Source organism: Arthrobacter pullicola (assembly GCF_014836875.1).
In the GTDB taxonomy this organism is placed as follows: Bacteria; Actinomycetota; Actinomycetes; order Actinomycetales; family Micrococcaceae; genus Arthrobacter_B; species Arthrobacter_B pullicola.
This window is the reverse complement of sequence record NZ_JACSQC010000003.1, coordinates 425,540-451,768: the sequence shown is the minus strand read 5'-3', so window position 1 is coordinate 451,768 and position 26,229 is coordinate 425,540. Positions and strand designations below refer to the sequence as shown.

At 66.0% G+C, this 26,229-nt stretch carries 24 protein-coding genes; 17 read left to right on the top strand and 7 right to left on the bottom strand.

All coding sequences use genetic code 11. The features are described 5' to 3' along the window. Positions 1 to 54 precede the first annotated feature (54 nt). A complete protein-coding gene (locus tag H9638_RS16825) occupies positions 55 to 2,355 on the bottom strand; it encodes an alkaline phosphatase (RefSeq protein WP_225217152.1) in 2,301 nt (766 codons plus the stop codon). A 154-nt stretch (positions 2,356 to 2,509) separates the two neighbouring features. Beyond that, complete coding sequence (locus H9638_RS08275; RefSeq protein ID WP_191746718.1) at positions 2,510 to 3,130, bottom strand: L-threonylcarbamoyladenylate synthase; 621 nt, start codon at positions 3,128 to 3,130, stop codon at positions 2,510 to 2,512. Positions 3,131 to 3,229: 99 nt separating this feature from the next. On the opposite strand from H9638_RS08275, the gene H9638_RS08270 reads away from it, so the two are divergent. Continuing rightward, positions 3,230 to 3,682 carry a hypothetical protein gene (locus H9638_RS08270; protein ID WP_191746717.1) on the top strand — a complete coding sequence of 151 codons (453 nt, stop codon included), beginning with the start codon at positions 3,230 to 3,232 and terminating at the stop codon, positions 3,680 to 3,682. Between the two features lie 40 nt (positions 3,683 to 3,722). On the opposite strand, the gene H9638_RS08265 is transcribed toward H9638_RS08270, so the two are convergent. After that, positions 3,723 to 4,157: a VOC family protein gene (locus tag H9638_RS08265; RefSeq protein WP_191746716.1), complete on the bottom strand. Its 435-nt coding sequence runs from the start codon at positions 4,155 to 4,157 to the stop codon at positions 3,723 to 3,725. Positions 4,158 to 4,379: 222 nt separating this feature from the next. On the opposite strand from H9638_RS08265, the gene H9638_RS08260 reads away from it, so the two are divergent. The 5 genes from H9638_RS08260 to H9638_RS08240 all read left to right on the top strand — a co-directional run bounded on the left by H9638_RS08260 (position 4,380) and on the right by H9638_RS08240 (position 9,338). After that, positions 4,380 to 5,615, top strand: coding sequence for an MFS transporter (locus tag H9638_RS08260; RefSeq protein ID WP_225217151.1), 1,236 nt, complete (start codon positions 4,380 to 4,382; stop codon positions 5,613 to 5,615). A 31-nt stretch (positions 5,616 to 5,646) separates the two neighbouring features. Then, positions 5,647 to 6,666 carry a non-homologous end-joining DNA ligase gene (gene ligD / locus H9638_RS08255; RefSeq protein ID WP_191746715.1) on the top strand — a complete coding sequence of 340 codons (1,020 nt, stop codon included), beginning with the start codon at positions 5,647 to 5,649 and terminating at the stop codon, positions 6,664 to 6,666. Positions 6,667 to 6,782: 116 nt separating this feature from the next. Then, the gene (locus H9638_RS08250) at positions 6,783 to 7,403 is read left to right on the top strand and encodes a malonic semialdehyde reductase (protein ID WP_191746714.1); all 621 of its coding nucleotides are present in this window, start codon (positions 6,783 to 6,785) and stop codon (positions 7,401 to 7,403) included. A gap of 190 nt (positions 7,404 to 7,593) precedes the next feature. Continuing rightward, positions 7,594 to 8,439 (top strand): class I SAM-dependent methyltransferase, encoded by an 846-nt coding sequence (locus tag H9638_RS08245; protein ID WP_191746713.1) that lies wholly within the window; start codon positions 7,594 to 7,596, stop codon positions 8,437 to 8,439. Positions 8,440 to 8,525: 86 nt separating this feature from the next. Further along, positions 8,526 to 9,338 carry a lysophospholipid acyltransferase family protein gene (locus H9638_RS08240; protein ID WP_191746712.1) on the top strand — a complete coding sequence of 271 codons (813 nt, stop codon included), beginning with the start codon at positions 8,526 to 8,528 and terminating at the stop codon, positions 9,336 to 9,338. Positions 9,339 to 9,379: 41 nt separating this feature from the next. Here H9638_RS08240 and H9638_RS08235 read toward each other — a convergent pair whose 3' ends face one another. Beyond that, positions 9,380 to 10,165, bottom strand: coding sequence for a DeoR/GlpR family DNA-binding transcription regulator (locus H9638_RS08235; protein WP_191746711.1), 786 nt, complete (start codon positions 10,163 to 10,165; stop codon positions 9,380 to 9,382). A 179-nt stretch (positions 10,166 to 10,344) separates the two neighbouring features. On the opposite strand from H9638_RS08235, the gene galT reads away from it, so the two are divergent. Both galT and galK read left to right on the top strand, forming a co-directional pair. After that, positions 10,345 to 11,511 carry a galactose-1-phosphate uridylyltransferase gene (gene galT / locus H9638_RS08230; protein WP_191746710.1) on the top strand — a complete coding sequence of 389 codons (1,167 nt, stop codon included), beginning with the start codon at positions 10,345 to 10,347 and terminating at the stop codon, positions 11,509 to 11,511. Then, positions 11,508 to 12,671 (top strand): galactokinase, encoded by a 1,164-nt coding sequence (gene galK / locus H9638_RS08225; protein ID WP_191746709.1) that lies wholly within the window; start codon positions 11,508 to 11,510, stop codon positions 12,669 to 12,671. Before galT ends, galK begins: the two co-directional genes overlap by 4 nt. A 77-nt stretch (positions 12,672 to 12,748) precedes the next feature. On the opposite strand, the gene H9638_RS08220 is transcribed toward galK, so the two are convergent. Then, the gene (locus H9638_RS08220; RefSeq protein ID WP_191746708.1) at positions 12,749 to 13,405 is read right to left on the bottom strand and encodes an SDR family oxidoreductase; all 657 of its coding nucleotides are present in this window, start codon (positions 13,403 to 13,405) and stop codon (positions 12,749 to 12,751) included. Positions 13,406 to 13,652: 247 nt separating this feature from the next. Between H9638_RS08220 and H9638_RS08215 the strand changes: the two genes are divergently transcribed. From H9638_RS08215 to lpdA, 5 genes are all read left to right on the top strand, one after another. Further along, entirely contained in the window at positions 13,653 to 15,176 is a 1,524-nt protein-coding gene (locus tag H9638_RS08215; RefSeq protein ID WP_191746707.1) for a carboxylesterase/lipase family protein, read from the top strand. A gap of 78 nt (positions 15,177 to 15,254) precedes the next feature. Next, positions 15,255 to 16,892, top strand: coding sequence for a ribosomal protection-like ABC-F family protein (abc-f, locus tag H9638_RS08210; protein WP_191746706.1), 1,638 nt, complete (start codon positions 15,255 to 15,257; stop codon positions 16,890 to 16,892). Between the two features lie 127 nt (positions 16,893 to 17,019). Then, positions 17,020 to 17,313, top strand: coding sequence for a hypothetical protein (locus H9638_RS08205; protein ID WP_191746705.1), 294 nt, complete (start codon positions 17,020 to 17,022; stop codon positions 17,311 to 17,313). Positions 17,314 to 17,551: 238 nt separating this feature from the next. Then, positions 17,552 to 19,069: a carboxylesterase/lipase family protein gene (locus tag H9638_RS08200; RefSeq protein WP_191746704.1), complete on the top strand. Its 1,518-nt coding sequence runs from the start codon at positions 17,552 to 17,554 to the stop codon at positions 19,067 to 19,069. A 93-nt stretch (positions 19,070 to 19,162) separates the two neighbouring features. Next, on the top strand, positions 19,163 to 20,563 hold the full coding sequence (lpdA, locus tag H9638_RS08195; protein ID WP_191746703.1) for a dihydrolipoyl dehydrogenase: 1,401 nt from the start codon (positions 19,163 to 19,165) through the stop codon (positions 20,561 to 20,563). Here the strand turns inward: lpdA and H9638_RS08190 are convergent. Both H9638_RS08190 and folP read right to left on the bottom strand, forming a co-directional pair. Continuing rightward, positions 20,560 to 21,330, bottom strand: a complete 771-nt coding sequence (locus tag H9638_RS08190) for a pyrimidine reductase family protein (RefSeq protein ID WP_191746702.1) — start codon at positions 21,328 to 21,330, stop codon at positions 20,560 to 20,562. The two genes, lpdA and H9638_RS08190, sit on opposite strands and share 4 nt — an antisense overlap. After that, positions 21,327 to 22,322 carry a dihydropteroate synthase gene (gene folP / locus H9638_RS08185; RefSeq protein ID WP_191746701.1) on the bottom strand — a complete coding sequence of 332 codons (996 nt, stop codon included), beginning with the start codon at positions 22,320 to 22,322 and terminating at the stop codon, positions 21,327 to 21,329. The genes H9638_RS08190 and folP overlap by 4 nt, the downstream gene beginning before the upstream one ends. A 58-nt stretch (positions 22,323 to 22,380) precedes the next feature. Here folP and H9638_RS08180 point away from each other — a divergent pair, with 58 nt between their 5' ends. From H9638_RS08180 to H9638_RS08165, 4 genes are all read left to right on the top strand, one after another. Then, on the top strand, positions 22,381 to 23,463 hold the full coding sequence (locus H9638_RS08180; protein WP_191746700.1) for an ATP-dependent DNA ligase: 1,083 nt from the start codon (positions 22,381 to 22,383) through the stop codon (positions 23,461 to 23,463). Positions 23,464 to 23,548: 85 nt separating this feature from the next. Next, the gene (locus H9638_RS08175) at positions 23,549 to 24,199 is read left to right on the top strand and encodes a hypothetical protein (protein WP_191746699.1); all 651 of its coding nucleotides are present in this window, start codon (positions 23,549 to 23,551) and stop codon (positions 24,197 to 24,199) included. A gap of 115 nt (positions 24,200 to 24,314) precedes the next feature. After that, entirely contained in the window at positions 24,315 to 24,770 is a 456-nt protein-coding gene (locus H9638_RS08170) for an acyl-CoA thioesterase (protein ID WP_191746698.1), read from the top strand. Positions 24,771 to 24,881: 111 nt separating this feature from the next. Further along, entirely contained in the window at positions 24,882 to 26,195 is a 1,314-nt protein-coding gene (locus H9638_RS08165) for an MFS transporter (protein ID WP_191746697.1), read from the top strand. Positions 26,196 to 26,229: the final 34 nt, after the last annotated feature.

The following is a 26,229-nucleotide window of genomic DNA, read 5'->3' as shown; positions in this document are numbered from 1 at the left end:
CACCCCGCCTCTGCAGGGTGCGCCGCCGTCCCGGTCCAGCTGTCCGCTCCCCGGTCAGGAACCCCCGTAGGCCCGGGGCAGCTTCATGCCCCGTTCCTCCATGACCAGCCGCAGCCGGGTGGGATAGTCAGTGATGATCCCATCCACCCCCAGATCGATCATGTAGTTCATCACGGCCGGCTGATTCACCGTCCAGGGCACAATCTTCAAACCAAGGTCATGCGCTTCGGCCACCATCCCGCGGGTCACGCTTGTGTACACCGGGGAGATTATGTCGTACCCCTGGGCCGCTGCGGCCAACACCGCCGACCCCTCATAGTCGTCTATGTCGATTCCGCCCAGGATGGCAGCGGCGCCGGGCTGTCCGATTTCCAGCGTCTCCGGACCGGCGGCGAGCGCCACCCGGGTCAACCGCGGGGCGATCCGTCCGGCGAGGTTCAGCGAGGACCAGTCGAAGGACTGGAGGGTAACCCGGTCCGACATTCCCGATTTTCGGATCTCCCGGATAACAGCACGGGTCAGGGCTTCCATGCCCGGACCGCCGGCCTGGCCGTCCTCGACCTTGGTCTCGATGTTGAACCCCACGCCGCGGGCACGTACCTCGCGGACCAGGGCGAACACGTCCTTCAGTTCTGCGATCCGGTTGCCTTCAACTACCTGCTGCTCCGGATAACCCGGCAACTGCTGGAAGCCGCAGTCGAGCGTCTTCAGCTGGGCCAGGGTCAGATCTGCCACGCGGTCTCCGACGTAGGGGAAGGCCCGGTCCCCGGATACCGCCGGAGCGGTATCCCGGCACTTTTCAGCCTGAATGGTGTCGTCATGCCAGACCACGACGGCGCCGTCCCGGCTCAGATGCGTGTCCAGTTCCAGCGTGTTCACGCCGAGCTCCAGCGAGTGCCGGAACGCGGTGAGCGACTCCTCGGTGTATTCCCCGCGCCCGCCGCGGTGGGACTGCAGGTCAATGGCGGGTGGTTCGGTGCCGGCACGCATCTGCGCAACCATGACATCGAAGATGTGCGTGTCCTCGTAGAACCCGCCCAGCTCCTCCGAACCGGGACCCATGGCCGTCAGCGGCACATCGAGGGCAGTATGTCCGTCAGTGGTCCAGTCAACGGCGAAGACCTGGTCCGAGTTGGCTACCGGCAGCGGGCCGTCCTCGGCCGAGATGCCCTCGCCTGACTCATCCCCGTCATCGTCAAAGGACTCGATCGTCATCCCGCCGGTCTGGTGGTCTCCGACGACGATCAGCAGCGTGTTCCCATCCGCTTCAGCGAAGTCCCGGGCCACCGCGACTGACTCTTCGAAGGCGATTCCGGACTTGATGGTCAGCTCAGCATCGTTAACGTGGGACATGGAATCGATGCCTTCGTCTTCAACCATCAGGAAGAAGCCTGCCTCCTGCGCACCGCCGTTTCCGCCTCCGTGGCCTCCTCCGCCGCCGTGCCTGGCCTGTGCAGCCGCCGGGGACGTGAGCAGTTCGATTGCCTTCTGAGTCATGACGGGCAGGGGGACGGCCGGTTCGTAGATTTCCTCCACATCGTCGCCGTACTGGAACATCTCCTCATTGGCGAACAGCCCCAGTACCTTGGGACCCTGGGCCTGCTGCAGGCCTGTCTCATCCCAGACGTACTCGTAACCGTCAGCCTGGGCCTGTGCCACCAGGTTGACGGTTCCGGAACTTTCCTCCGCCGGATCCTCCGGTGGGTTATCCGGGTGCTTTCCCGGGTCTCCGGCCGGATACCAATGGTCCTCGCCGCCGCCGAGGATAATGTCCGGACGGCTGGACTCCAGGAACTGGCGGGCAATCTCGCTCTGCTCCCCGCGGTCGGCCACATGGGCTCCGAAAGCGGCCGGGGTCGCGTCGGTCACCTGCGCGGTGGTCACCAGGCCGGTGGACTTGCCCAGCGCGGCGGCGATCTCCAGTGCGGTGGGTACGGGCTGGCCATCCAGGTCGACGCCGATGGCTCCGTTGTAGGTCTTCACTCCCGTGGACATGGTGGTGGCGGCTGCTGCCGAGTCGGTGACGAACGTGCCCGGATCCGCTGAATTGGTGTGGACCAGTCCCAGCTCCGGCAGGGAATCCATCACCAGTTCGCCCGTGAGCCCCACGTGGGAGAGCCGGATGGCGTTGCGCTGGGCGGTTCCCATGCCGTCGCCGACCATCAGGATGATGTTCCGGGCCTGCGCCGGCTCCGGTTTGTGCCTGTCCTCCCGCTGCCCTGCGGCCTCCAGCTGCGCTTCACCACCGGACTGGGTTTCGGACTGTGTACCAGCCCGGGGAGCCCCGCCGCTGCAGCCGGATAGGATCAGGCCACCGAGTATCGCCGTCGTTACTGCCAGTGTTCCCTTGTTCATTTGTGGATTCCCGTCTCAGAGTGCGCGAGTGATAACGCATTCCCCCCTGGTCAAGTGGGTCCACCCTCGACAAGCAGGCCTAAGCTGTCAACCCGTGGCGGGCATCCTCCTGGCAGGCAGCACACAATTGCGCGCTCCGGCCGCGGGGGCCCGGCTACTCGAAACGCGACGGATCCCCGGTGCCCCGCCGGACTACTTCAGCGGTGCCGGAGGAGTAATCGATGACGGTCGTCGGCTCGGAGCCGCAGTGTCCCGCGTCCACGACGCCGTCCAGTTCGTGCTGGAGCAAATCCTGGATTTCCCACCCTTCGGTCAGTGCCTCCTCCTGCCCCGGCAGCAGCAGGGTGCTGGAGAGAAGCGGCTCGCCGAGGTCCGCCAGAATCGCCTGGACCACCTTGGAATCCGGAATGCGGACCCCAACCGTCTTCTTCTTCGGGTGGAGCAGGCGCTTGGGCACTTCCTTCGTGGCGGGAAGGATAAACGTGTAGCTCCCGGGGGTGACGGCCTTGATGGCCCTGAAGACATCGTTGTCCAGTTGGACGAACTGCCCGAGCTGCGCGAAGTCCCGGCAGACCAGGGTGAAGTGGTGCTTGGCATCGAGGTTACGGATGCTGCGGATCCGGTCCAGCGCCTCCCGGTTTCCGACCTGCGCGCCCAGGGCGTAGCAGGAATCGGTGGGGTAGGCGATCAGGCCGCCGCCGCGGAGCAGTGCGGTGATCTGGCTGACCGTGCGGGGCTGGGGGTTCTCTGGATGAAGGTCGAAATAGCGGGCCATGTGCTGAGCATACGCGGCCCTGTGCGGCTTTCAGTGTTAGCCGCCCACTGCGGCACCTGGGTCCGCACGGCTTGGCCGCGGCCTGGTACTTTTCCGGGTATGAGAGCAGAGTCCGGGAAAATCCGTACGGCCGGGCATGCGGGCGGCCGGCCGCGGATAGGCGAGCACTATTCAACGGCGGAAAAGGTGCTGATCAGCCTGGAATTAGGCACCGGGGCGGCGGCGCTGGGTTCGGGGCTGCTGCTGGCCCTGCGCCCGGACGGCGCTTTCCTCCACGCGGATCCGGGCGTGCTGCGGCGTACGCCGTTTGTTGACTGGAGGGTTCCCGGCCTGCTGCTCGCCGCCGGCTGCGGAGGCGGATACCTGCTGGCAGGAATGCTGCAGCTGCGCCGCCACCGCGCAGCCCGGGCGGTGTCGGTGGCAGCAGGTGCGGCTCTGATAACGCTCGAGGCCTGGGAGAGCGCGGTGATCGAGTTCCAGCCGCTGGAGGCGGTGTTCGCCGGAGTCGGGGGTGCCGTGGTGGTCCTGGCCTTGCGGGTTCCGCGCCGCTAAAAAAGTTGTCGCCCCGGGATTGACGGCCGATGGGGCGGCCTTAGCTGCCGGCCTCAGCCCCTGACTGAGGTGCGCTGATGCTGACCATCCAGCTGGTGCCGAAACGGTCGTCAAGCATTCCGAAGGTATCTCCCCAGGGTGCCTTTTCCAGCGGCAGGACCATAGTTCCGCCGTCGAGGAGCCGGTCCCAGTAGCCACGCAGCTCATCGCCGTCGTCGCCGCTGAGCGAGATCGAGTAGCTGCTGCCCTCATCGAGTTCCATGCTGTTGGGGGTATCGGAGGCCATCAGTATGAAACCGCTGTCGGTGGTCAGCTGCGAGTGCATCACCTTCATATCCTCTGCGGGGTCCTCGCTGGCATGCATTTCCCCGAAGGACGTGCTCTCCAGCGTCCCGCCAAAGACGCTCTGATAGAAGGCCATCGCTTCAGCGGCGTTGTCCCGGAAGCTCAGATAGGGGTTCATGGTGCTGGACATAGCGCAGTCCCTTCGATCACGGATCAGGACGGTTGCTGGATCGCAGCCGATGGGCAGAAAGTATGCCGGGTGAGCCGGGTCCAGCGGAAGAGGATCCCCAAACTCCGAATCCGGACACCTAAGGCAATCTAAGGCAATGGAGGACCGGAACGGGCGCTGCGGGCGTAACGTGGAGAGGTCGGGTTAGGCAACCTAACGACTAGGACTGACAGGGAGTGCAGATTGCCCAGGACCGGCCCCGTCCGCGGACACGGAGACAGTGACGGTGTTTCCCCGCTGTGGACCAAGGCCTTCAGCCTTGCGGTTGTTGTGAACTTCTTCATCGCACTGGTCTTCTACCTCCTGATGACCACGATGGCACTCTACGCAGCCGGGCGTTTCCAGGCCTCCGACACCGCTGCGGGCCTGGCCACCGGCTCCTTCGTCCTCGGAGGCCTGGCAGCGCGGATCTTCGCCGGTAAGTTCCTGGACTTCGTCGGACGCCGGAGGATGCTCCTCATCGGCCTGCTGGGCTACACCGCCGCCGCCGTGCTCTACATCCCGGCCGGCAGCCTGGGTCTCCTGATTCTGATCCGGTTCCTCCACGGAGCAGCCTTCGGGATGGCCAGTACGGCTATTTCCGCCTCCGTCATGGCCCTGATTCCGGTCCGCCGCCGGGCCGAGGGCACCGGCTATTTCAGTACGTCCAACACTCTCGCCACTGCAGCCGGTCCCTTCCTGGCCCTCCTCGTCGTCGAACGCGCAGACTACAACGTCCTGTTTGCCGTCAGCGCAGCCTGCGCCGGCGCCTCGCTGCTGGTGGCACTGGCGCTCAAGCTGCCGGAGCGCACCGTCTCGGCCTACGAAGCGGCCGCCAAATGGCGCATGCGGCCACGCGACGTGCTCGAACCGCACGCCGCCACCATCGCTTCGGTGATGCTGGTCGGCGGGGTGGCCTATTCCGGCATCCTCACGTTCCTGAATTCGTATGCCCAGGAACGGAACCTCGTGCCGGCCGCATCCGCGTTTTTCCTCATCTACGCCGCAGTTGTGCTCCTGTCCCGGCTTGTTGTGGGACGCGTGCAGGACTCCTATGGGGACAATGCCGTCGTCTATCCCATTCTTGCCTCCTTCACCGTCGGCATGGCGTTGCTGGCGTGGGCACCGAACGGGGCCGTCCTGGCCCTGGCCGGAGGCTTCGTCGGCCTGGGGTTCGGTGCGCTGATGCCCACGGCGCAGGCCATCGCCGTCACCGTGGCACCGGACCACCGCATCGGAATCGCCACGTCGACGTTCTTCCTGATGCTCGACGTCGGCATCGGGTTTGGTCCGTTCCTGCTCGGCCTGCTTGTTCCCATCACCGGCTTTCCGGGCATGTACGCTGCCCTGGCCGGACTCGTTGCCGCGTCCATGTTCCTGTACCACTTCGTCCATGGCCGGAGGCAGTCCGGCGGGCCTGCCGGGCAGCCCGGGCGCTGACAGGGCAAAGACGCCGGGGTAGCCTGCCTGCATGGCGGCTAAAGCGACAACCATTTCCGTTCCCGGTCCCGACGGCGGCCGGGAGGTCCGGATTTCCAGTCCCGACCGCGTGCTCTGGCCGGAATCAGGATTTACGAAGCTGGACCTGGCCAATTACATCTGTGCCGTTGGGCAGGCCTTCGTAGCGGCGAACGGTGACCGGCCCCTTTCCCTGCAGCGGTTCCCGGCCGGCATCGACGGCGAACAGTTCTTCTCCAAGAACCCGCCCAAAGGCGCACCGGATTACGTGCGGGACGTGATGGTGGTCTATCCCAGTGCGCGTTCGCACCCGCAGCTGGTCATTGACGAACCCGCTGCCGCCGTCTGGGCCGTGCAGATGAACACCGTCGTATTCCACCCGTGGCCCTCCCGCGCAGAAAACTCGGACAACCCCGACCAGCTGCGCATCGACCTAGACCCCCAGCCCGGAACTGACTTTAACGATGCCGTCCCGGCGGCGCTGGCGCTGCGGGAGGTCTTGGCTGAGGCCGGGCTAGCCGCCTACATCAAGACCTCCGGGAACCGTGGACTGCATGTGTTTGCGCCGATTGAGCCGGTGCACGAGTTCCAGGACGTGCGGCACGCCGTGATCGCCGCCGCCCGGGAACTGGAACGCCGGATGCCAAAGGAGGTGACGACGTCGTGGTGGAAGGAAGAACGCGGGGAGAAGGTCTTCGTTGATTTCAACCAGGCCAACCGCGACCGCACCATGGCGGGCGCTTACAGTCCCCGCGCCCTGCCGCATGCCCCGGTCTCCACTCCCGTCACCTGGGACGAACTGGAAACCGTGGATCCCCGGGCATTCACGGTGCAGACCGTTCCGGCCCGGCTGGCCGAAACCGGCGATCCATGGGCGGACTTCGGTGCCACACCGGGGACCATCGACACCCTCCTGGACTGGTGGCAGCGGGATCTGGATTCCGGGCTGGGGGAGCTGCCTTTCCCACCGGACTATCCGAAAATGCCTGGCGAACCGCCCCGGGTGCAGCCCAGCCGGCGAAAAATGGAATAACCGGACAAGGCAGTAATTCCGAGTGTGGGCAGGGTCACACCCGACAATGGGAAGCGGATGGAGACCCTCAGTGTTGGTAATGGTGGAATCTTCAACCGAAAGAAAGTTGTTTCCCCATGACCAGTGGCACCACCCAGACCCAGGACGAGTACGTCGTAGACAGCGCTGCCCTCGACACGCTTTTCCTGGAAGCCCGCACGGCCAACACCTTCAGTGACGAGCCGGTCACCGAAGAGCAGATGCGCGCCATCTATGACCTCACCAAGATGGGGCCCACCTCCATGAACATCCAGCCGATGCGGATCACCTGGGTCCGCTCCGGCGAGGCACGCGAGCGCCTCGTCAAGCACATGGCAGAGGGCAACAAGGACAAGACTGCCAGCGCGCCGCTGGTAGCTGTCCTGAGCTTCGACACCGAGTGGCACGAAGGCTTCCCCACCTTCTTCCCGCACGCCGCTGAGCGCAAGGCCATGTTTGACGGCAACGAAGAGCTGCGCACCGTCATGGGCAACAACAACGCCCACATGCAGGCTGCCTACTTCATCATGGCCGTCCGCGCCGTGGGGCTGGCCGCCGGCCCCATGGGCGCCTTTGACGCCGCAGGCATCGATGCCGAGTTCCACGCCGGCACCACCCAGCGCACCTTCCAGGTCGTCAACATCGGCAAGCCGGGAGAGAACCCCTGGTTCGACCGCCTGCCGCGTTACGACTACGACGCCGTCACCGCGACGGTCTAGCCCGCCAAGCCCTCCGGGCGGCACCGTGGAAGGGCCGGAACCCAACTTGGGTTCCGGCCCTTCCCGTAACCAGGCCCGGGCCTCCGCGACGCGTCCCCGGTCCCTTTACAGCCGCAGATCGGGAAGACCAGAATGTCTGCATGCAACCGGGCCCACAGGTGCCCGGTGCCCGTTGGCGCAGGAGGCAGCCATGAACGCACCAGACGCTTCCCCGGATCCGGACCGGGAACTCAAAGAACGGCACAGGAAACTCTGGGCCCTGGGCGACTACGGAGCTGTCGCCGGAGAAGTGATACCCAGGCTTGGCGCGGCGCTTGTCACGGAAGCCGGAATCGGCCCCGGCAATTATGTGCTGGATGTGGCGGCGGGAACAGGCAACGCCGCGATTCCCGCAGCGGCTGCGGGAGCCTCGGTCGTTGCTGTCGACCTCACACCCGAGCTTCTCCAGGCCGGAAGGGAATCTGCCGGCAGCGGGGTGGACCTGGAATGGATCGAAGGTGACGCGGAAAACCTGCCCTTCGAAGATGGAACGTTTGATGCGGTGATTTCGTGCGTGGGCGTGATGTTCACTCCCGACCACGCCAGGTCCGCCGCAGAGCTGTCCAGGGTCTGCAGACCGGGAGGCACCGTCGCACTGCTCAACTGGACCCCGGAGGGCTTTATCGGGGAAATGTTCGGGATCATGCGCAGTTATCAGCCCGCCCCACCGCCAGGGACAGCAAGCCCGCCCCTGTGGGGCAGCGAGGAGTACGTCGGGGCGCTCCTGGACGGCCTGGTCGACGGCCTGTCGACCCAGCGGGCCACGGTTACGGTTGACCGGTTTACTGAACCCGACCATTTCCGGGACTTTTTCAAGGCCAACTACGGTCCCACCATGGGGGTCTACCGGGGCCTGGACGGGGACCCGGAACGCACCGCTGCGCTGGACCGCGAACTCTCCGGACTGGCGGAACGGCATGCCCGGCCGACTGATGCCGGCATCGAAATGGACTGGGAATACCTGCTCCTCCGGGGCACCGGGAGGGGCGGCACCTAAGCGCAGCGGCCGGCGGTTTAAAGCGGCGCCCGGAGCGGGGATAGAATTGCCGCTAAGCCCTGCTAACCCCACACCAGGAGGCGACCTTGCCCCGGAAACGCCGGCCGAACAAATACGTTTACCGCACGATCGTCCTGGCGGGAGTCGCCGCGGTCAAACTCTTCCGGATCAAGGTGATTCCATCAGGGCTGGAGAACCTTCCGGCGGATGAAGTGATCCGGGGGCTGGACCGCGAGGTTGCACCGGGCAGGGGAGCGGTGGTGGCGATTACGCACTTCGGGTACCTGGACTTCGTCTTCGCCGAGTATCTGCTGTGGAAGCAGCTGAAGGTGCACATGCGTTTCCTCGTCACGAAGAAAGCCGCCCGCAAAAAGTTTGTGGCCGCCGTCTGTGACTGGTGCGAGCACGTGGTGGTGGACAGGTCCGACGGCGCCGCCGCCTACACCGAATCAGTGGAGAAACTGCACCGCGGCGATTACCTGGCGGTCCTCCCGGAAGCCGGAGTGAGCCGGAGTTTCACCGTCCGGCAGCTCAAGACCGGAGCCGTGCGCATGGCTGCCGAAGCAGACGTGCCGATCATTCCGGTGTCCGTCTGGGGAGGCCACCGGATGCTGACCCGAGGTCACGGTCTCAGCCTCAAAGCGGTTTGGAAAACGCCGGTGCGGATCCACGTTGGGGCACCGGTCGACGTCGACCCGTCAGCTTCGGTTGTGGAGGAAACCGCGCGGCTGCAGAAGATCCTGCAGTCCGGCATCGATGAATGCATCGATACCTACCCGGAAGAGCCGCCCGCCGGTGCCTGGTGGATGCCCGTCAGCCGCGGCGGTTCCGCCATGACTCCGGAGGAACAGGTGGCCCTGGACGAAGCGGACCGGGCCAAGTACAAGATCACCGGCTAGGTGCCGGCTGCTCCAGGCCGACGCCATTGCATGGTCAGGAGCTACGCTGCCGGAGCTGTCTGGACGACGTCGATGACCCGGCGGAGTCCGGCCAGTGCCTTAGCCGGCAGTCCGGCGTCGCTGAGCAGGTAATCCACGGCAGACAGCGGTGCGATCTGGGACAGTCCGGTGATTCCCCACTTGGTGTGATCTGCGAGGACCGCCACCTGGGCTGCACAGGCCATGTAGGCTTGGTTTATCTGTGCCTCGAGCATGTTCGGAGTGGTGAATCCGTCCTCAAGGGTGAACCCGTGAACCCCCATGAAGCACAGGTCCACGTGAAGCTGACTGAGGGCAGCCAGCGCAAGCGGCCCCACGAGCGCATCTGAGGGGGTGCGGACTCCACCGGTGAGTATCACGCTCTGACTGGAGTCATCAGCCTGCCAAAGGACATCCGCAATCCGGGGGGAGTTCGTCACCACCGTCAGGTCCTGGATCCCGGAGAGGAGTTTTGCCAGCGCGAAAGTCGTGGTCCCGGAGTTCAGTGATATGGCCATGCCCGGACGAATCATGGACAGAGCCAGGCCGGCGATCGAAAACTTCTCCACTGCCTCGCGCTGGAGCTTCGCAGCGAAGCCCGGCTCCAGGCTGGTCGCCGCAGCCTCACGGGTCGCCCCGCCATGCACCTTGACCAGTGTGCCCCGTGCCTCCAACTCGGTGAGGTCCCTGCGGATGGTCATGTCTGAGACCCCCAGGGCAGCGGCAAGCTCGTTTACGCGCACCTGTCCGTAGGCGTTCAGTCGGTCAACGATCTGCTGCTGGCGCTGGGCCGGGAGCATTTCCGCCATGTCTCTCCTTGGGTAGGAAATACACAATGCCAGTCCAAAGAGCTCAAATCAACACAATCGAACATTCACAGCTATTGTCACGGTAATTTGTGGTGTAGTTTGTGAGTTCTTGTTCGTTCTGCCATCCACCCAGCGCTGACCTTCCACTGGGCACTGCCGTCGATTCAAAGGAAACGCACATGGCAAACCGCGTCACCAACCGCCCCGCTCCCGTGCGCAGCCTCCTGGCAGATGGCCGCGAGCTGCTGTACTTCTTCGATGCCGGCAGCCATCTGGCCCAGGAACCGTCCCCGGCCGACACCAGGGAGCTTCCACCGCGCCCGGCAACCCCTGAGATGCGCTACGATGCGCTGCTTGATGAATGGGTTTCCTACGCCACGCACCGCCAGTCGCGCACCCACCTGCCGCCGGCGGCGGAATGCCCGCTCTGTCCGTCGGCGCCCGGACGCGCCACGGAGATCCCGGCGACGGGCTACGACGTCGCAGTGTTCGAGAACCGTTTTCCTGCCTTTGGCCCCGGGGCTGCCGAGGGGCAGCCGGCGCACGACGCCGGGAGGTCAGCCCCGGCGGCAGGCCGCTGTGAGGTCATTTCCTTCTCAGCGGATCACAGCGCCTCGCTATCCGGGCTGGGGCGCGAGCGGGTAAGGAGTGTGATCCGGGCGTGGACCCAGCGCACGGCTGAGCTTTCCAGGGTTCCCGGAGTGGAACAGGTCTTCATCTTCGAGAACCGCGGGGCGGAGATCGGCGTAACACTTCACCATCCCCACGGACAGATCTACGCATACCCCTACATCACGCCCCGGACGCAGAAGCAGCTGGAGTCCGCGGCACGGCACCGGGAAGCGGCCGGAGGAGATCTCTTCGCGGATCTGCTGGCGAACGAGACTGCGGACGGGCGCCGCGTTCTCACCCGGGGCAGGTACTGGACCGCCTACGTCCCCTTCGCCGCCCGGATGCCCATCGAGGTGCACGTGGTGCCCCACCGCACGGTTCCGGATCTGCCGTCCCTCACCGATGCTGAGCGCGAAGAGCTTTCAGGGGTGTACCTGGACCTGCTGCGCCGGATTGACGCTCTGTACCCCACTCCCACGCCGTACATCGCCGCCTGGTATCAGGCGCCCCTGGATCATCCGGCGCGCGGAGGCTACCGGCTGCACCTGCAGCTGACATCTCCGCGGCGGGCGGAAGACAAGCTGAAGTACCTTGCCGGTTCCGAGGCAGCCATGGGCGCGTTCATCGGCGACATTATTCCCGAGCAGTCGGCACAACGGCTTAGGTCGGTCCTGCCGCCGTTCGATCCGGACTCCGGCCTGGACGGCGCGGGCGGGCAGGAGCGAGGGGTATGAGCGAGCCGGCAGGGGACATAGAGGATGCCTTCGCAGCAATGTATGGAGTGCCGCCGTCGGGCGTATGGTCGGCGCCCGGGCGGGTCAACCTGATTGGTGAACACACCGACTACAACCAGGGTTTTGTCTTCCCGCTGGCGATCGACCGCCGCGCGCGGGTGGCAGCGGCACCCCGCAGCGACGGCCGGCTGCGGATGGCCACAACCGGGAACGGGCAGCCGGCCGAAATCCGGATCGAGGATCTTGCCCCCGGGAAACTGGACGGCTGGAGCCGCTACGCTGCCGGAGTCCACTGGGCCTTCGGCCTGCGCGGGGTCGAGGTTCCGGGCATGGACCTCCTGCTGGACTCCGATGTGCCCGTGGGGGCCGGGCTTTCCTCCTCCGCCGCCGTCGAATGCGCCGTGGCCCTGGCTGTCAACGAACTCGCCGGGGCGCAGCTGCCGCCGGAGGACCTGGTGCTGCTGTGCCAGCAGGCGGAGAACGATTTTGCCGGGGCACCAACAGGCATCCTCGACCAGTCGGCGTCGCTTCTCTGCAGCGCGGGCCACGGTTTGTTCCTGGATTGCCGGTCCCGCGAAAGCCGGCTGGTTCCGTTGAATTTTGCGGCGGAGGGCATGCAGCTGCTGGTGATTGACACGAAGGTCAGCCATGCCCATGATTCCGGGGGCTATGCCGACCGGCGCCGGGACTGCGAAAGGGCCGCGGAGCAGCTGGGCGTGGAGTCCCTGCGCGGGATTGGCCTCCCCGAACTTGTACTCGCAGCCAGGCAGCTGGACCGCAACGCCTACCGGAGGGCACGCCACGTCGTGAGCGAGAACGCCAGGGTGCAATCCGTTGTCGGGCATCTCGAAAGCGGAAAGCCGGTGGCTAAGCTGGGTCCTGTGCTGGCCTCCAGCCACGAATCGCTGCGTGATGACTTCGACGTGTCCTGCCCGGAGCTCGACCTGGCGGTGGAAGCGTCAATGGCAACAGGTGCCGCCGGCGCCCGGATGACGGGCGGCGGTTTCGGCGGATCGGCGATCGCCCTGGTGCGCGCGGCGGACGCAGGACGGCTGGAGAACGCCGTTGTGAGGGCGTTCGCCAATGCAGGCTTCGCGCCGCCCGGGGTTTTCGCTGTGACGCCCGGTGCCGGTGCCCAACGGGATACCTTGCGGCGGTAGCCCCTGCAGGTCCGGACGCAGGACGGGTGTGCCGCTGGCCCGGGAGGTCAGCCGCACACCCGTTTTGCGGGCCCGGTCTAGGTGCCGCTCACGGAGTCGAGCGCCTCGGCGATCGGAGTGTCGCCGTTGATGAATTCGATGAACATTCCAGCCGTTGCCGGCCGGTCCAGCACGGCTGCGGCAACTGCCGCGACATCTGTCCTGGAAACGCTCCCGTCCTGGCCGGGGCCGACGCTGATGCGTCCGGTGCCCGGATCATCCGTCAGGGCACTCGGGCCGAGGATGGTCCATTCAAGGCCACTGCTGCGCAGGTAGCTGTCTGCCGCCGCCTTGGCCTCGGCGTAGGGGAAGAAGCTGCTGTCTTCCGGGACTCCGTGGTCTTTGCCTGCGCCCATGTAGGAGACCATGACATAGCGGCGCACTCCGGCCTGCGCCGCGGCATCGATGGAGCGGATGGCGGCGTCACGGTCCACGGCGTAAGTGCGCTCCGGCGAACCGCCGCCCGCGCCTGCTGACCAGATGACGGCGTCCTGGCCTTTGAGCCGTTCAGCGATGCCTGCGGTATCCAGTGCCTCCACATCTGCCACCACGGGTGCAGCACCGGTGGCGGCAACTTCCGAGACGTGGTCGGGATTCCTGAACAGCGAGGTGACCTGGTGGCCTCCGGCTGCCAGGTCCTTCGCCAGCTGCAGCGCCACTTTTCCATGACCGCCAATGATTGCCACTCGTGCCATGTTGCTCCTCTCATCGGGATGTACACGAGAAGCATAAGCATACTTATGGATGCCGTGCGGGTTTCTTCAGCCGCTGGCTGAACCGGGGCGGGGGTTCCCCGGGTGGTCCGGCGCAGCCCCATGTTGGCGCTGCGGGCGGTCAGGTGCCCGGGGAGGATGGTGCATGCCGACTGCGCTGGCTACTATCCAGAAATGGCGCCGGGCGAGACCCGGCCAGCTCACCGGCTCACTGGTTGAAAGGATGCCCATGTCCACGGCGACCGCAGAAGCAGGCCTCAATGTCCAGACCAGCGAAGGCCCGGTCAGGGGACGTGTCCTGGGGGATACGCGTTCCTGGCGCGGCATCCCCTATGCCGAACCGCCGGTGGGTGAGCTAAGGCTGCGCAGGCCGCGCCGGGCACGGCCGTGGCGTGATGTCCTGGACGCTTCCGGATTCGGCCCGTGGGCGCCCCAGCGCACCCGCCGGCTGCTGCCCGGTCCCGGTCCACGCACGCCTATGAGCGAAGACTGCCTCACGATCAACGTCACCGCTCCAAAAACACCCTCCGCAGAACCGCTTCCAGTACTCGTCTTCCTGCACGGCGGGGCCTTCAGCTCGGGGTCTGCAGCCATGGAGCTGATCGACGGGTCAGGCATGGTGGCCGGGGGAAACGTCCTTTTTGTGTCGATGAACTACCGCCTCGGAGCGCTGGGGTTCATGGACTTCCGGGCCTACTCCACGCCGGAGCGGCCTTTCGAAACCAACGTCGGCCTGGCAGACCAGGTCGCCGCCCTGGAATGGGTGCAGCGGAATATCGCAGCATTTGGGGGCGACCCGGACAACATCACGCTTTTTGGTGAGTCGGCCGGCGCCACGGCCGCTCTGACTCTCATGTGCGTTCCGGCCGCTGACGGATTGTTCCACCGCGCCTTCCTCCAGAGTCCCGCCGCAGGGGTGGCCTATGGGCCGGAGCTGGCGGAGCAGTGGGCCGCCGAATTTCTCGGGATCCTAGGCATCGGTGCCGGCGGCGCTGCGGAGGCGCTGAGCGAATTGCCCGCGGCGCCCCTGGTGGCGGCAGCCGAACAGCTGACGGACAAAATCACACCCGATGCCCAGCCCGGGGCAAGGAGCCTGGCCCCGGTGGTGGATGGGTCCTTTTTGCCGCTGCACCCCCTTGACGCCTTCGCCCAGGGCAAGGCGCGGCAGATTCCACTCGTTCTTGGCACCATGAACAACGAAGGAACGCTGTTCGACAGGTTCCACAACATCCTGCCCACGTCCGAGGAACGCATCGAGAAGATGTTTGCCCTGACGGAGCCGGACCTGCGCGACGGGGTCGTCGCGGCGTACAAGGGGTATCCGCACAAGCGGCAGGCAGTGGAAATCGGCGGCGAGGCAGTCTTCTGGCATCCGGGCTTACAGGTCATCCAGGCCCATTCCGAATCCGCGCCGGCATGGTGCTACCGCTTTGACTATGCACCGCGCGCCGCCCGCCTGGCCGGCCTGGGAGCGACGCACGGACTGGACCTGCCGGCGGTCTTTGGAACCTACGGCACCGGGGTGGGTAAAACGCTGGTACTGCTGGGCAACCGGCGGACTGCCGCGAACGTGGGGCACCGGTTCCAGTCCGCACTGCTGCGCTTCGCGAAAACCGGTGCGCCTGGACCCATGTGGCCCAAATACGACACGGTATCCCGCCGCACCAAGATCTTTGACCGGTACGACCGCATAGAGCTGGATCCCCGCAGCGCCCGGCGGAAGGCCTGGAACGGCTACCGCGGGTACCGGTAGACTGCGGCGGCCCCGCCGGCAGACCGCGGTGCGGGAGGGTGGCCCCGGGGGCGCGGGAGGGCGGCATAGGATTGTTGGATGACCGCAACACTGCTCGCCCGGGAACTTTCCGGGGGCCACGCCCACCGCGTCCTCTTTTCGAACCTTTCCCTCACGGTTGCCCCGGGCGACGTCGTCGGTGTGGTGGGGGCTAACGGTGCCGGGAAATCCACGCTTCTGAAAATCCTTGCCGGGGCCGCGGAACCGATGGGCGGTGAGGTGCAGCGGCACCCCACGGATGCCTTTGTCGGCTGGCTGCCCCAGGAACATGAGCGTGTTCCCGGGGAGAGCGTGGCCGCCTACATTGCAAGGCGGACCGGGGCAGCTGCAGCCACCGAAGCCATGGAGGCGGCCGCGGAGGAACTGGGTGCGGAAACCAAGGGCGCGGATGACCGTTACGCGGCTGCCCTGGACACCTGGCTGGCTTCGGGTGCTGCGGACCTCGAAGAACGGATGCCGGCTGTCCTGGCGGAGCTTGGCCTGGAAACCGGACCGGACGCGTTGATGACCGGACTTTCCGGCGGCCAGGCAGCGAGGGTGGCACTGGCCGCTCTGCTGCTCAGCCGCTTTGACATCGTGCTCCTGGACGAACCGACCAACGACCTGGACCTCGAGGGTCTGGCGAAGCTTGAGGAATTCGTCCGCGGCCTGCGCGGCGGCGTCGTCCTGGTGTCCCACGACCGTGAGTTCCTCGCCCGCTGCGTCACCCGGGTGGTGGAACTTGACCTCGCCCAGAACCAGGTGGCGGTCTACGACGGCGGATACGATGCCTTCCTGGAGGAACGGGCCGTTGCCAAGCGCCACGCCAGGGAAGCCTACGAAGAATTCGCCGGCCGGAAAGCCGATCTGGTGTCCCGGGCCAGGACAACCCGGGAATGGAGTTCGCAGGGCGTGCGCAACGCCATGAAGAAATCACCCGACAATGACAAGATCCGGCGGAAGGCCAGCACGGAGTCCTCCGAAAAGCAGGCGCAGAAGGTCCGGCAGATGGAGTCCCGCATCGCCCGCCTTGACGAGGTTGAAGAGCCCCGCAAGGAATGGCAGCTCCAGTTCAGCATCGCTCCGGCGCCCCGCTCCAGCACGGTCACCGCGGTGCTCAACGAAGCCGCGGTCCGGCGCGGCGGGTTCACGCTGGGTCCGGTCTCACTCCAGGTGAACGCAGGCGAGCGGATCGCCATCACCGGTCCCAATGGGGCCGGGAAATCCACACTGCTCCAGATGCTGCTCGGCCGGCTGGAGCCTGATGCCGGCACGGCTACGCTCGGTGCCTCGGTTGCCGTAGGAGAGATTGACCAGCTGCGCGGCCAGCTGCGTGCGGACGAAAAGCTTGCCGACGCCTTCGAATCCTGTGTTCCGGAAATGAACCCGGCCGAGGTGCGGACCCTGCTGGCGAAGTTCGGCCTCAAGGCTGACCAGTCGGCCAGCCTGGTGGGCGCGCTGTCGCCCGGCGAGCGCACCCGCGCCGCCCTGGCACTGCTGCAGGCACGGGGGGTCAACCTGCTGGTGCTGGATGAGCCCACCAACCATCTGGACCTCCCCGCCATCGAACAACTCGAGGAAGCCCTCGAAAGCTACGCCGGAACCCTGCTCCTGGTGACCCACGACCGCCGGATGCTGCAGAACGTGAACCTGGACCGGCTCTGGGTGGTGCAGGACGGAACTGTTGCTGAAGGTTAAGCCGCTGAAGCAGCCTGGTCCCCGATAGCTGTGACTGTTGTTAGTCATGTGATAATAGTTACTCAAGGGTGGCAGCTGTGTCATGGATGATAACTGCGCCACCGTCTAGCGGGGGAAAGAAGTTGTTATGGCTTCGACGAGCACATGGATGTCAGCTCAGCCAGCAGCCGCAGTCCGGCGCGCCGAAAGGCCGCCCGCCGCGCTGCGCATGATGGACCTGCCGGTCCTGTTGACCGTTTGGATGCTCTGTGTCCTGACGGACTGGTCCACACCGGCCAAGGTCCTCCTCAACGTGGTGGCCGTAGGGCTGCTCTGCCTGAAGGAACTTGCCGTACACCGGTATTACCTGAGTCACCGGCCTGAGCCGGCCCGCCGGCAGGCCGTCCTGCAGCGGGTGCCTCAGCCCGCTTACCAGGACTAGTCACCCAGGCAACGCGCCGGCATCCGGTGTGGTTTTCCGATCCTTTCGCAGGACTCTGGTCCATGCCCCGGTGCCGGGCCTATCGTTGATATGCGCGGCACTGGTCCTGGAAGAACACCTCCGGTGGTGCAAAGTGCATCAGGAAAGGGACTGCGCCTTCGCGCGGCGCGAAAAGCTGAAACCGGGACCTTAGGTCATACCAGGCGCTGCGACGCGCCGCCCCGGTGGAAGGTGAGCCATGTCCCTGGACATATCAACGTTGGAGGTGGAAACAGCCAACGGCTGGGTCCGCGGAACTGTCGACGACGGTGTGCGCACCTGGCGGGGGATTCCCTACGCCGCACCCCCGCTGGGCGACCTGAGGCTGCGGGCACCGCAGCCGCCCGCCAGCTGGACCGGGGTTCGGGACGCCTCCGAATTTGGCCCCATTCCACCGCAGATCCGCGGCATGTCGCTGAAGAGGTCCCGCCGCCGGCCGCTGATGGGCGAAGACTGCCTGACCGTCAACGTCAGCGCACCCCTGGATCCGCCATCTGAGCTGCAGCCCGTCCTGGTGTACTTCTACGGCGGGGCGTTCAGCTCCGGGTCCTCCGCCGTGCGCACCTACCGGGGAGCCAACCTGGTGCGCACCGGCGGTGTGGTCTACGTCTGCCTCAACTATCGGATAGGCGCACTGGGGTTTATGGATTTCACCTCCTTCTCCACCCCGGAGCGGCCCTTCGACTCCAACGTTGGGCTCCGGGACCAGGTAGCGGCACTGGAATGGGTCAACCGGAACATCGCTGCCTTCGGCGGGGATCCGGACAACGTCACGATCTTCGGCGAGTCCGCCGGCGGAATAGCCGTCACGGCGTTGATGTGCATTCCGTCCGCAGCGCCGTACTTCCACAAAGCCTTCGCCCAAAGCCCGGCACCGTCCGGGGCCTACTTTCCCGACATGCATGAGCGCTGGGCCCTGGATCTTCTCGAAATCCTGAGGGTGGACGAATCCCATGCGGCGGAAGCCCTCAGCACCATTCCGGCCGCCAAACTGGTCAACGCGACCAGGGAGATGACCTCCAAGATCGGACCCGTGGTCCTGCCCGGCACGCTCAGCGTGTCTCCGGTGATCGACGGCGATTTCCTGCCCCTGCATCCGATAGACACCTTCCTGGAGGGACGGTCCGCCCCCAAGCCCATGGTCCTGGGCACGATGGCCCAGGAAGGGGCACTCTTTGCGAAACTCGACAACATCCTTCCGTCCACTCCGGAACGGATTGAACGGATGTTCGCCGGGACCGACCCCGCCGCCCGGGACCGTGTGGTGGCTGCCTATCCGGGCTATCCGTCCCGGGAACGCTCCGTCGAGATGAGCGGTGACCTCGTTTTCTGGTATCCCAGCCAGATGGTGGCTGAAGGCCACTCCCGGACCGCACCCACCTGGACCTACCGGTACGACTACGCCACCAGGCTGATGAACCTTCTGGGCCTCGGAGCAACCCACGCGTTCGATGTGCCCGTGATGTTCGGGGAAACGAACGAGAGGATGATGCGGGCGCTCTCGCTCCTGGGCGGCATGGAAGAGCTGAAGGAACTCTCCGCACGGTTCCAGGGATCGCTGCTGAGCCTGGCCCGCAGCCACCTGCCGGGAACCGACTGGCCGCGGTACGAGGAAAAGAACCGGCACACCAGAATTTTCGACGTCCAGGACCGGATCGAATCCGACCCCTTTGCTGAGCGCCGCCTGGCCTGGCAGGGATACCGTGGCTACGTCTGAGGCAGGCGTATCCATTTCAGTCCGCGGCGCCGCGTGAGAGTCTTAAGCGAGCCTGCCGTTTTCCTGCCTGTTCACATCTGATGAGGAGCCAGCATGAGTGCACATTACGACGTCGTAGTCCTGGGTGCCGGACCCGGCGGGTACGTGGCGGCGATCCGGGCAGCACAGCTGGGACTCACCGTCGCCGTGGTGGAGGAAAAATACTGGGGCGGTGTCTGCCTGAACGTGGGCTGCATCCCTTCCAAGGCCCTCCTGCGCAACGCGGAACTGGCGCAGCTTTTCACCCGGCAGGCAGACACCTTCGGCATCCGCGGTGAGGTGAGCTTCGACTACGGGGCCGCCTTTGACCGCAGCCGGCAGGTAGCCGACGGCCGGGTCAAGGGCGTCCACTACTTGATGAAGAAGAACAAAATCACTGAGTACGACGGCAGGGGCAGCTTCAAGGACGCCCATACGCTGGAGGTCACCCTTGGCAAAGGGGGCACCGAGGAAGTGAGCTTTGAGAACGCCATCATCGCCACGGGTGCCACAGTCAAGCTGCTTCCCGGCGTTGAGCTAAGCGGCAACGTGGTCACCTACGAAACCCAGATCCTCAGCCGGGACCTGCCCGCGAAGATGGTGATTGTGGGAGCGGGAGCGATCGGCATGGAGTTCGGCTACGTCCTGCGCAGCTACGGCGTGGATGTGACCATCATCGAGTTCCTGGACCGTGCCCTGCCGAACGAGGACGCCGACGTTTCCAAGGAGATCACCAAGCAATACAAGAAACTCGGAATCTCCATCCATACCTCAGCCAAGGTGGAAACGGTGACGGACAACGGATCCTCCGTGACAGTCACCTACACGGATAAGGCCGGCACGAAGCAGAGCATCGACGCGGACCGGGTGATGATGTCCGTCGGGTTCGCACCGCGCCTGGAAGGCTTTGGCCTCGAGCGCACCGGCGTGGAGATCACGGACCGGGGTGCCATCGCGATCGATGACTACATGCGCACCAGCGTGCCGAACCTGTTCGCGATCGGCGATGTCACGGGCAAGCTGCAGCTCGCACACGTAGCGGAGGCCCAGGGCGTGGTCGCGGCCGAGACCATTGGGGACGCCGAAACGATGCCGCTGGGGGAATACCGGATGATGCCCCGGGCGACTTTCTGCCAGCCGCAGGTGGCCAGCTTCGGGCTCACCGAACAGCAGGCACGGGACGAGGGGCACGACGTCCTGGTCAGCACGTTCCCGTTTACCGCAAACGGCAAGGCCCACGGGCTCGGCGAACCCGTGGGGTTCGTGAAGCTGATCGCGGACTCGGCCTACGGCGAATTGCTCGGCGGGCACCTGATCGGCCCCGACGTCTCCGAGCTGCTGCCGGAACTGACCCTGGCCCAGAAGTGGGATCTGACTGCGGCTGAACTCGCCAGGAATGTCCACACCCATCCAACCCTGAGTGAAGCGCTCCAGGAAGCCTTCCACGGGCTGTCCGGGCACATGATCAACCTCTAGCCGCTGGCTGGCCCAGGGGACCGGTAGCGCAGCAGCAGGGTATCTCCGCTGCGCAGGACATGCGCCAGTTCCAACGGGCGGGGTGTCATTTCCGGGGCCCCCGCCGTGATGCGGGGAGCAGTTCCCGCCGTAGTCACGGCGGAGAGCGTCAGGCAGAGTCCGTCCACCAGCCCGGCGGCCTGGAAGGCGCCGAACAGGTGCGGGCCGCCTTCGCAGAGGACCCGGTCAAATCCGCGTTCCGCGAGCACCCGTGCTGCCTGGTCCGGTTCCACGGTCCGGGCTCCGGCCACGGCAACGTCCGCAACCTTCTCCAGCGCCTTCCGGCGCCCGGGCGGTGCGATCGCTGCCGTCAGGAGCAGGGGCCGCACCGGTGCCTGGGAAAAGAGGGGGCTGTCCGGGTCCAGGTCCAGCGTGCCGGAAACGATGACGAGTCCGGGATGGGGCTGCATGTTCCGTTCGGCACGCCAGGCCCGGGTACCGGCACCCACCAGGTCTCCGGCGTAACCTTCCGTGCGCACGGTTCCCGCACCCACCAGAACGGCGTCGCACGTGCGCCTCAGGAGGGCGAACACCCGGCGGTCGGCGTCGTCTCCGAGTCCCCCCGACCGCCCGTCCACGGCGGCAGCACCATCGGCTGAGACGACGAAGTTGAACCGGAAAACCGGGCGCTGCCGGCCAGGAGTCTCTTCGTCCCAGGCGTAGGCAGCCAGCAGCTGGTCATCGCTGAGGGGACCGGACCCGCCGGGGAAGGCGATCTCCGCGCTCATAGCCCGGACGCCGGTTCGTTGGCCTCGCCCATGTTGTGCCGCAGGTACGCCGGGTCCCGCCAGCCGAGGATAGCCTCCGTCATCCGGATGGCGCTGCTGGCAGCGCCCACGTTGTGCATGCGCAGGATCCGGGCGCCGTTCATAATGCTGACGATGCCAGCGGCAAGTGAGCCTTCCACCCGGGCAGCCTTCGGCGCGTCCAGCGTCTCGCCGATGAAATCCTTATTGGAGACGGCGGCGAGCACCGGGTAGCCAACGGCGGCCACCTGGGACAGCCGGCGGGTGAGTTCCAGGGAATGGAGGGTGTTCTTATTCAGGTCATGTCCGGGGTCAATAATGATCTTCTCCGGCGGGACCCCGAGCTCCTGGGCATAGCCGCTGCGCCGGCGCAGGAATTCCGCCACCTCGGAGGCGACGTCGCCATACTGCGGCCGCGGGTACACGGCGCGGGGAGCAGCCAAGCTGTGGGTGATGACCAGATGGACACCGGCCCGCGCTGCGACCCTCGCCAGATCGGGATTGTGCAGCCCGGTGGTGTCGTTGATGACGGTTGCGCCTGCCTCGATCGCAGCTTCCGCCACGGCAGGCAGGAAAGTGTCTGCGGAAATGATCACGTCCGAAGACTCACGGACCGCCGCGATGACCGGAACCACCCTGGCGGCTTCCTGTTCAGCCCCCAGCGCCGGACCGGGAGCGAAGGGCACCCCTCCGATGTCAACCCAGTCGGCGCCGTCGTGCACCGCCTGCCGGGCAGCCTCCACCGCTGCATCCAGTGCAAAGGTGGCACCGCCGTCGTAGAAGGAGTCCGGCGTCCGGTTGATGATCGCCATCAGTGCCACCCGGCGGCGGAAATCCAGGGTCCGGGCGCCGATGTGGTGGACCGGATGCAGCAGGGGTGGCTGATAGGCGCCGGCCGTATCCAGGCCGCCCGGTGCCGGGCCTGTTCCGTTTCCGGAGCGTTCCGGGCGTGATGCGGTGCTGTTCAGGCTCATCATTGCATCCTACGGTGGAGCACAGCCGAAGGAGATGCCCGCCGCCGAAAGGTAAGTCATGGAATTGCCGCTGATGCCGCCCGTTGAACCCATGCTGGCCAAGGCCGTGGATGGCGTTCCGGAGGGCGGGTTTGCCTATGAACCCAAATGGGACGGTTTCCGCGCGATCGTTTTCCGTGACGGGGCCGAGGTGGAGGTTGCCAGCCGCAACGGGCGGGCACTAAACCGCTATTTCCCGGAACTGGTGGACGCCTTCCGGGCAGGCCTGCCGGAAAAATGCGTGGTGGACGGGGAAATCATCCTGGTAAACGCCGAAGGCACCCGGCTGGATTTCGATCAGCTGCAGCAGCGCATCCATCCGGCGGCCAGCCGGGTGAAGCTGCTGGCCGGGCAGACGCCGGCGTCCTTCGTGGCTTTCGACCTGCTGGCTCAGGGCAGGCAGGATCTCACGGGCCACCCGTTCCAGGAACGGCGGGCAGCGCTGGAAGCTTTGCTTGGTGCCGCGGCCGGCCGCCTGCACCTTACCCGGCAGACCCTGGAGCCGGACACCGCCCGGGACTGGTTCAGCCGGTTCGAAGGAGCAGGATTGGACGGTGTACTCGCCAAGCCGCTGGCGGGTGCGTATGAACCCGGAAAGCGGACCATGTTCAAGGTCAAGCACCGCCGCACGGCCGACTGTGTCCTGGCCGGGTACCGGGTGCACAAAAGCGGGGAGGACAGGATTGGTTCCCTGCTGCTGGGGCTTTACGGCGACGACGGCGTCCTGGCCAGTGTGGGCGTCATCGGTGCCTTCTCCATGGAGCGGCGCAAGGAACTCTTCAAGGAGCTTCAGCCGCTCGTGACATGGGACAGCGGCCATCCATGGGCCGAAGCGGAAGCGGGGCAGGATACCGGGACCCGGACCCCGCGGAACGCCGAAGGCAGCCGGTGGACCGGGGCGAAGGACCTCTCGTTTACCCCGCTGCGCCCTGAGCGGGTGGTGGAAGTGGCGTACGACCATATGGAGGGTCCGCGCTTCCGGCACCCGCCAAGCTTCGTGCGCTGGCGTCCGGACCGCGACCCCGCATCCTGCGGCTACGCCCAGCTGGAGGAACCCGTGCGGTTCGACCTTGCCGACGTGCTTCAGGAACCTGCGGGCTAGCGCTTCGTCCTTGACACCATTCAGGGACGGGAAGACCCTGAAAACGAGGGGACCGCAGTCCGGGACACCGGAGGGACGTACCACTATGCGCGCCGGCAAAATCGTCATGATCATAGCGGGCAGCCTGCTGGTCCTACTCGGGTTCGGTACTGGTATCGCCGGCGCCGCAGTGGGCTTCCTCAACACCCGGCAGGCCTCCGGGGAGTTTCTTTCCGTACCGCAGGAGGTCTACCAGGTTGATTCCCATGCCATGACCACTGAGCCGTTCAGTGTTGGCGGAGGAGTGTCCAGCGAGGATGCAGTCGGCACGATTGTGGTGCGCGGCCAGGCTGTGGCCCCGGACCAGGAGCTTTTCTTGGGCATCGGTCCCACGGCGGATGTGAACCGGTATCTCTCCGGGGTGGCGCACAGTGAACTGCGGGAGGTGACTTTCGAACCGTTCAACGCCTACTTCCGCGAAATCGAAGGTACAGCGGTCCCTGCGCCGCCGGGTGAACAGGAGTTCTGGGCGGCGGCCTCCTCCGGGCAGGGGCTGCAGGAAATGAGCTGGAACCTGGACGATGGCAGCTGGACCGTGGTGGTGATGAATGCTGACGGCAGCGTACCGGTTAGCGCGCAGCTGCAGATGGGTGCCCGTTCGGACCTTCTGGGGCCGTTCCGGCTCGACCAGGGACCGGACGGTTCCGGCGCAGGCCGGCACCTGGGGGAGGCACCCCCGGGGCATTCATCTCCGTAGCGGCTTTCCTGCGCTGGCGGACCCTCTGGCGCCGCCTGCGACGCCCGCAACAGGGGGCTGTGAGAGTGCTCTCGGAGTGCCCGGACCGGCTTGATGCGGCGATATGTTATTAAATATGGAATCCGGCAATATCAACTTTCACACCCGTAAATGGGTCCGCCCTGAGGACCTGAACGCCAACGGCACCCTCTTTGGCGGCTCGCTGCTGCGCTGGATCGATGAGGAAGCGACCATCTACGCGATCCTCCAGATGGGGAACGGCCGTGTGGTGACAAAACTGATGTCCGAAATCAACTTCGTGAGTTCCGCCCAGCAGGGTGACCTGATCGAAATGGGGCTGCGGGCCACGAAGTTCGGCACCACCTCCCTGACGATGCAGGCCGAAGTCCGGAACATGATTACCCGGTCCAGCATCCTGACCATCGAACGGATTGTCTTCGTCAACCTCGACGAGCATGGCCGCCCGGCGCCGCATGGCTACACCGAGGTGACATACGACCGTGACCGCCTGCCCAAGCACCACCTTCCGGCGGGGCCGCCCCGGCCTGAAGCGGCCTTCACAGCCGCCTAGGAAAGTCACACTGGGGATCCGGTACGCTAACCCGGGCCGCCAGCTGGCAGAATCGCGGAAGGCCGCCAGAGCGGAACGAACAAGCCTTCAGCGAAGCGGGTACCAATGCACATGGACAGTCCAGCTGCCACCGGACGAGGCGGGAAGCAGCGGACCGGGCGCTGGGTGTTCTGGGGGACACTGACCGGCATCATCCTGATCGCCCTGAATCTCCGCGGACCCATTGTGGTGCCGTCGCCGATCCTGGGACTGCTGCAGCAGGAGCTGGGCATGTCCGTAGGTACAGCGGGCCTGCTGACCAGCCTTCCGATCGCCTGTTTCGGCGTCGTGTCCTTCCTGGCGCTGCCCCTGCTGCGGCGCAGCGGACCGGACCAGGCCATTGCCCTTTGCCTGGCAGGAGTTGCTGCGGGAACTGTCCTGAGGTCTTCCGGCGGTGCCGAACTGGCGCTCGCGGGAACCGTCGTCATCGGCGCTTCGATCGCCGTCGGCAATGTCCTGGTCCCTGTGGTGATCCGCCGTGACATCCCGCCGGCCCGTGTGCCCCTGGTTACCGGCGTGTACACCGCAGCGATGAACATCGGATCGATGACGACGCTGGTCATCACGGCACCTCTTGCAGAGGCCTTCGGCTGGCGCACGGCGATGGTCCTGTGGGGCCCCCTGGCGCTTGTGGCAGCGCTGGCCTGGCTGACCCTGGTGGGGTGGCGTGTTTTCCTCCTCGGATCGGACGAAACTAAGCGGACTGCAGTCCACGGACCGGGGCAGGGGGACGAAACTGCGCGCCGGCCGGGTGGCCGGCCCGCAAATCCGGAGGCTCCTGCCGCGGAACGATCCGGGTGGCGGCTTCCAGCCGCGTGGATCCTCCTGATCGCCTTCAGCGGTCAGGCCTTCGCCTTCTACGCCGTCTCCACCTGGCTGCCCACGCTGCTCTCCGATGTCGCCGGCCTGGATACCACTGCGGCAGGCGCGGGTGCCTCGCTGTTCCAGGGGCCCGCAATTGCCGGGGCTTTGGCCGTACCGCTGTTGGCCCGCCGCCTTCGAAGCCGGACACTGCTGTGGCTGACCTGCGCTGCCTGGGCCATGCTGCCCCTGGGGCTGCTGCTGGCACCGGCCGGTTGGGCCGTCTGGGTCACCGCCGGAGGCGTTGCCCAGGGAGCCGGAATCACCGTGATCTTCCTGATCCTGGTGCGGCTGGGTGGCGGGCCGCGCCAGGCAGGCCAGGTTTCGGCACTGGTGCAGGGCGGCGGCTACCTGGTAGCCGCCGCCGGACCGGTGATTCTAGGCAGCCTGCACACTGCTACAGGGAGCTGGGTCCTGCCGCTGGCCGTAGTGGGCTGCAGCATCGCGGCCCTGCTCGTCGCGGGTACCTTCGCAGCCGTGCTGTCCGACGCCGCGGGCAAGGTTCCGCGGCACGTACCGGCCTGAGGTCCCTGTGCCCGGCCGGCCGGCACGGCTATCG

Bases quoted from the DNA above. Each gene is read 5' to 3' on its own strand.
- ligD (WP_191746715.1), top strand. From the start codon at position 5,647: ATGGCGGCTAAAGCGACAACCATTTCCGTTCCCGGTCCCGACGGCGGC.
- H9638_RS08165 (WP_191746697.1), top strand. From the start codon at position 24,882: ATGGACAGTCCAGCTGCCACCGGACGAGGCGGGAAGCAGCGGACCGGG.
- H9638_RS08245 (WP_191746713.1), top strand. From the start codon at position 7,594: ATGAACGCACCAGACGCTTCCCCGGATCCGGACCGGGAACTCAAAGAA.
- H9638_RS08215 (WP_191746707.1), top strand. From the start codon at position 13,653: ATGTCCACGGCGACCGCAGAAGCAGGCCTCAATGTCCAGACCAGCGAA.
- H9638_RS08265 (WP_191746716.1), bottom strand. From the start codon at position 4,157: ATGTCCAGCACCATGAACCCCTATCTGAGCTTCCGGGACAACGCCGCT.
- galT (WP_191746710.1), top strand. From the start codon at position 10,345: ATGGCAAACCGCGTCACCAACCGCCCCGCTCCCGTGCGCAGCCTCCTG.
- H9638_RS08270 (WP_191746717.1), top strand. From the start codon at position 3,230: ATGAGAGCAGAGTCCGGGAAAATCCGTACGGCCGGGCATGCGGGCGGC.
- H9638_RS08205 (WP_191746705.1), top strand. From the start codon at position 17,020: ATGGCTTCGACGAGCACATGGATGTCAGCTCAGCCAGCAGCCGCAGTC.
- H9638_RS08170 (WP_191746698.1), top strand. From the start codon at position 24,315: ATGGAATCCGGCAATATCAACTTTCACACCCGTAAATGGGTCCGCCCT.
- galK (WP_191746709.1), top strand. From the start codon at position 11,508: ATGAGCGAGCCGGCAGGGGACATAGAGGATGCCTTCGCAGCAATGTAT.
- H9638_RS08190 (WP_191746702.1), bottom strand. From the start codon at position 21,330: ATGAGCGCGGAGATCGCCTTCCCCGGCGGGTCCGGTCCCCTCAGCGAT.
- H9638_RS08200 (WP_191746704.1), top strand. From the start codon at position 17,552: ATGTCCCTGGACATATCAACGTTGGAGGTGGAAACAGCCAACGGCTGG.
- abc-f (WP_191746706.1), top strand. From the start codon at position 15,255: ATGACCGCAACACTGCTCGCCCGGGAACTTTCCGGGGGCCACGCCCAC.
- H9638_RS08180 (WP_191746700.1), top strand. From the start codon at position 22,381: ATGGAATTGCCGCTGATGCCGCCCGTTGAACCCATGCTGGCCAAGGCC.
- H9638_RS08235 (WP_191746711.1), bottom strand. From the start codon at position 10,165: ATGGCGGAAATGCTCCCGGCCCAGCGCCAGCAGCAGATCGTTGACCGA.
- H9638_RS08250 (WP_191746714.1), top strand. From the start codon at position 6,783: ATGACCAGTGGCACCACCCAGACCCAGGACGAGTACGTCGTAGACAGC.
- folP (WP_191746701.1), bottom strand. From the start codon at position 22,322: ATGAGCCTGAACAGCACCGCATCACGCCCGGAACGCTCCGGAAACGGA.
- H9638_RS08220 (WP_191746708.1), bottom strand. From the start codon at position 13,405: ATGGCACGAGTGGCAATCATTGGCGGTCATGGAAAAGTGGCGCTGCAG.
- H9638_RS08275 (WP_191746718.1), bottom strand. From the start codon at position 3,130: ATGGCCCGCTATTTCGACCTTCATCCAGAGAACCCCCAGCCCCGCACG.
- lpdA (WP_191746703.1), top strand. From the start codon at position 19,163: ATGAGTGCACATTACGACGTCGTAGTCCTGGGTGCCGGACCCGGCGGG.
- H9638_RS16825 (WP_225217152.1), bottom strand. From the start codon at position 2,355: ATGAACAAGGGAACACTGGCAGTAACGACGGCGATACTCGGTGGCCTG.
- H9638_RS08175 (WP_191746699.1), top strand. From the start codon at position 23,549: ATGCGCGCCGGCAAAATCGTCATGATCATAGCGGGCAGCCTGCTGGTC.